Origin of the sequence: uncultured Oribacterium sp. (genome assembly GCF_902481605.1) — a bacterium.
Taxonomy (GTDB): Bacteria; Bacillota; Clostridia; order Lachnospirales; family Lachnospiraceae; genus Oribacterium; species Oribacterium sinus.
In genome coordinates this window covers 1-4,284 of the sequence record NZ_CABSXI010000107.1, presented here as the reverse complement: position 1 = coordinate 4,284, position 4,284 = coordinate 1, and the positions used below count along the sequence as shown (strand labels likewise).

Below are 4,284 nucleotides of genomic sequence, written 5' to 3'. Positions count from 1 at the left end.
TGCAATCGGACATCGTGTACTGCATGGCTCCAATCGTTTCACGGAAAGTATTATTGTAAATGATGAAGTAAAGAAAGTTATCCGGGAGTGCTTTGACTTAGGCCCCTTACATAACCCGGCAAACTTAATGGGAATTGAGGCTTGTGAAAAAGTTGTTCCCGGTAAGAAGAATGTAGCGGTTTTCGATACTACCTTCGGTATGACCCTTCCGGAGAAGGCATATTACTATGCTATTCCTAAGGAATACTATGATAAGTACGCGATTCGTCGTTACGGCTTCCATGGTACCAGCCATGCCTACGTTTCTCAGGAAACCATTCGTTTCGGCGGTTTGGATCCGGAGAAGGCAAAGGTTATCGTATGTCATTTAGGTAACGGTGCTTCCATCTCCGCATCTATCGGCGGCAAGGCTGTAGATACTTCCATGGGACTTACCCCGTTGGAAGGTCTGATTATGGGTACCCGTTCCGGAGATATCGATGGAGGAGTAATCCAGTTTATTGCCAACCACGAGAATAAAACTGTTGATGAAGTTTTAAATATTTTGAATAAGAAGTCCGGTGTATTGGGAATGACCGGTATTTCTTCCGATTTCCGTGACATTGAGAATGCCGCTGAAGAAGGAAATCACATGGCAAAAGTAGCTCTTGATGCATTTCGTTACAGAGTTGCCAAGTATATCGGTTCTTATGTAGCAGCTATGAACGGTGTGGATGCCATTTCCTTTACAGCAGGTGTGGGAGAGAATGATAAGGTAACAAGACAGATTGTTATTGATGAGTATTTCTCTTATCTTGGTGCTAAGATTGATCCGGAAAGAAACAATGTTCGCGGAAAAGAGCGTTTAATTTCCACTGATGATTCCAAGGTTAAGATTTTCTTGATTCCTACCAATGAAGAGTTGGCTATCGCAAGAGATACAAAGCGTTTGATTGAAGCTTAAATTAGGCATATTTTTTTCGCTTTCCTTTAGATTTTGCTTGCATTTTATGGAAAACTAGTGTATCTTTACACGAGTGTGTTTTTCTAATGTAAAGCATAGCCCAAATTCACCGATTCAAACTCGGTTAAGACAGGAGGTGTAAATATGTCTATTTGTCCAAAGAATAAATCATCCAAAGCCCGCAGAGATAGCAGAAGAGCAAATTGGAAGATGGGTGCAACAAACCTTGTAAAGTGCTCTAAGTGTGGTGCATTGGTTATGCCTCACAGAGTTTGTAAGGCTTGTGGTTCTTATAATAAGCGCGAGATTATTACTGTAGAGGACTAAGAGTTAAAAGGAGCTTCATGAGAAGCTCCTTTTCTTATGGCTTACAGTCCTGTAACAACTGAATTTATGGTACTTTCGTATAGAAATAGTAGAAAGGTTCGAGCTCTCTTTTCTGTTTTTAGGGAAAAACAAAAATAATTCCTAAAATTACTAGACTTGTGCACAATCTAATGATAAACTACCTTTCGAGCATAAGCTCAACACTTAAGTTTAAAGAAAAAGGAGAGAATATCATGAAGAAATATGTATGTACAGTATGCGGTTATATCTATGATCCTGAAGTAGGAGAGGAAAGTGCAAATGTTGCAGCAGGAACAGCTTGGGAAGACGTTCCTGAAGATTTTCTTTGCCCCTTATGCGGTGTAGGAAAGGATCAGTTCGAGCCATCAGAGGAGTAAAAGATGTATTCATGCAGAAAACTTAGAGACGATTTAGTATATGTTGGCGTAGAAGATAGAAGACTGCACCTGTTCGAGAATTTGTTTCCCTTGGACAGAGGGGTAAGCTATAATTCTTATCTTTTACTGGATGAAAAGACCGTTTTGTTGGATACCTGCGATCAGACAGTTTCTCGTCATTTTATTGAGAATATCGAGTTTGCTTTAGCAGGGAAGACCTTGGATTATCTGGTAATCAATCATATGGAGCCGGATCATTGCGGGAGCATTCAAGACTTGTACGAAAAATATCCAAAGCTTTCCATTATTTCCAATGCTAAAACTTTTCAAATGCTGGACCAGTTTTATCAGATGACTATTCCTGCAGACAGAAAGGTAGAGGTAAAGGAAGGCGATGAGTTTTCTGTAGGAAGACATACCCTTAAGTTTGTCTTTGCACCTATGGTACACTGGCCGGAGGTTATGTTTACCTATGATATGACGGATAAGACCTTGTTCTCTGCAGATGCTTTTGGCGTTTTCGGTTGTAACAACGGTAATATCCTTGCTCACGAGCAAAGATATAAGGATAAGGATTTTCTGGATGATGCCAGACGATATTATTCCAACATTGTTGGAAAGTACGGTCCTCAAACCCAGGCAGCTTTAAAGAAGGCTTTAAGTCTGGAAGTAGAGATGCTTTGTCCTTTGCACGGACCGATTTGGACGGAAGATCTTTCCTTTATCATTGATAAATATGACAAATGGTCCCGTTATCTTCCGGAAGAGAAGGCAGTGGTGATTCTGTATAATTCCGTTTATGGCAATACAGAAACCGTCGTAGATCATTTTGCATTAGAGCTTGGTATTCGCGGTGTTAAGAATATCAAAGCCTACGATGTATCCAAGACGGATGTATCCTATTGCATTGCAGAATGTTTCCGTGCCAGTCATCTGGTATTTGCGGGAACAACCTATAACAATAACCTATTTCCAAAGATGGAAAATCTCATTACCGACATGAAGAATCTGAATGTGCAGAATCGAAAGATTGCTATTTTGGAAAATGGAAGCTGGGCTCCTCAAAGCGGTAAGCTGATGAAGAAAGCCTTTGATGAGATGAAAAATATGAGCTATATCGGCGACATTCTTACTGTAAAGTCCGCATCCGTGGATCGCAGCGCTTTAGAGAAATTGGCTGATGAAGTAGCTGATTCCGTATTGGGAAAAGAATAAAGCTTGCACAATACCGAGTTTTCTGATGAATCGGAAAAGCCTGATATATCATCTGTTTCCGGAGTGTATTCATTAAGCTTTAACACGGAAAAAAGGGTTTTAAAATCAAAAAAGCAATTTTCGGCAATATAGGTCTGAATACGAGGCAGTCTGAGCCCGACGGTACTTGCGAAAAACAAGAGAAACGCAGTTTTTCGCTTAGTATCCGCTTCGTGGCGAAGCTAGCGAGAGCGTGCCTCGTTTCAGGCCTATATTGATTAGAAAATTATTTTGATTTTTAAAACTTTTTTTATTTAAGGAATATCTTCGAGAGAATTTCAGACTTATCCAATAGCGGAAAAATCATCCAATCCCAATTTTTCTTGTAATATAGGGGTAAAGTGTTATAATTATCCTATGTTTTAGGCAAAAAGTGGGAGGATTATGAGAAAATATATTTCTTTTCTTTTCCTTTTTCTTCTTACCTTCAGCTTATTAAGTTCCTGTAAGACTCCGGAGCCTTTACAGTACAATGTAAACAAAACCCCGGAGCTGAAACAGTACGAATCTGAATTACAAGCGGAATCTTTGTATGAAGAATCCCTGGCACAGGAAAGCTTGTTGGCTAAGGAAAAGGCGGAAGAGGAGGAGAAAGCAAAAGAGGCCTTGATTTGGAAGAAAAAAGATATTCAGAAGGACAGGGTAAAGGTAAAGGGAATTTATATTACAGACCTTACCGCCGGTTCTCCGAAAATGGAGGATATCTTATCGAAAATGAAGGATACTGAGCTGAATGCTTTAGTCATTGATATTAAAAATGATAACGGACAAATCGTATACCAGATGAATAATGGCGGACAGCAGGAGTTCTACAATACGACGAATATCGTCAAAGACTTACCGGCATTGCTTAAAAAATGCCATGAACAGGGACTGTATTTAATTGCCCGTTTAGTTTGTTTTCGCGACCCTGCCATGGGAGAAGTTCATCCGGAATGGATGAATCAGAAGGCGGATGGAAGCTTATTTAAAGATAATAGCGGGATGACCTGGATTAATCCTTATAAAAAAGATTATTGGGATTATATTGCTTCTGTGGCGGAACGTTGTGCTGATGACGGATTTGATGAAATTCAGTTGGATTACGTTCGATTTTGTACAGAGAAGGGTATGAAGGAAGTGCAGTACCCGGAAGAAGCAGAGACCAATAAAACCCAAATTATTACAGAATTTGTACAGTATATGTCAGATCGTTTAGCGAATAAACAGGTCTTTTTTTCTACGGATGTTTTTGGAACCATTATAGGTTCCTATGTGGACAGTACTGCTGTTGGACAGGATTATTCGGATATGGCTGCTTCCGTGGACTATATGTGTCCTATGATTTATCCCTCTCACTATGGAGACGGAAATTTCGGTATA

General features: G+C 39.9%; 5 protein-coding genes. All 5 read left to right on the top strand.

Translation table 11 applies throughout. The features are described from left to right. Positions 1–943: acetate kinase (locus RDQ32_RS10825; protein WP_308580495.1), on the top strand; the 943-nt coding region annotated here is incomplete at its 5' end. Between the two features lie 144 nt (positions 944–1,087). Then, the gene (gene rpmF, locus RDQ32_RS10820; protein WP_007156060.1) at positions 1,088–1,270 is read left to right on the top strand and encodes a 50S ribosomal protein L32; all 183 of its coding nucleotides are present in this window, start codon (positions 1,088–1,090) and stop codon (positions 1,268–1,270) included. 233 nt (positions 1,271–1,503) lie between these two features. Beyond that, entirely contained in the window at positions 1,504–1,668 is a 165-nt protein-coding gene (rd, locus tag RDQ32_RS10815; RefSeq protein ID WP_183684051.1) for a rubredoxin, read from the top strand. 3 nt (positions 1,669–1,671) lie between these two features. Further along, complete coding sequence (locus tag RDQ32_RS10810; RefSeq protein WP_308580493.1) at positions 1,672–2,883, top strand: FprA family A-type flavoprotein; 1,212 nt, start codon at positions 1,672–1,674, stop codon at positions 2,881–2,883. 423 nt (positions 2,884–3,306) lie between these two features. Further along, the coding region (locus RDQ32_RS10805) for a putative glycoside hydrolase (protein WP_308580491.1) at positions 3,307–4,284 on the top strand (978 nt) is incomplete at its 3' end.

Coding starts and splice junctions, on each gene's coding strand:
- rd (WP_183684051.1), top strand. CDS start 1,504: ATGAAGAAATATGTATGTACAGTATGCGGTTATATCTATGATCCTGAA.
- rpmF (WP_007156060.1), top strand. CDS start 1,088: ATGTCTATTTGTCCAAAGAATAAATCATCCAAAGCCCGCAGAGATAGC.
- RDQ32_RS10810 (WP_308580493.1), top strand. CDS start 1,672: ATGTATTCATGCAGAAAACTTAGAGACGATTTAGTATATGTTGGCGTA.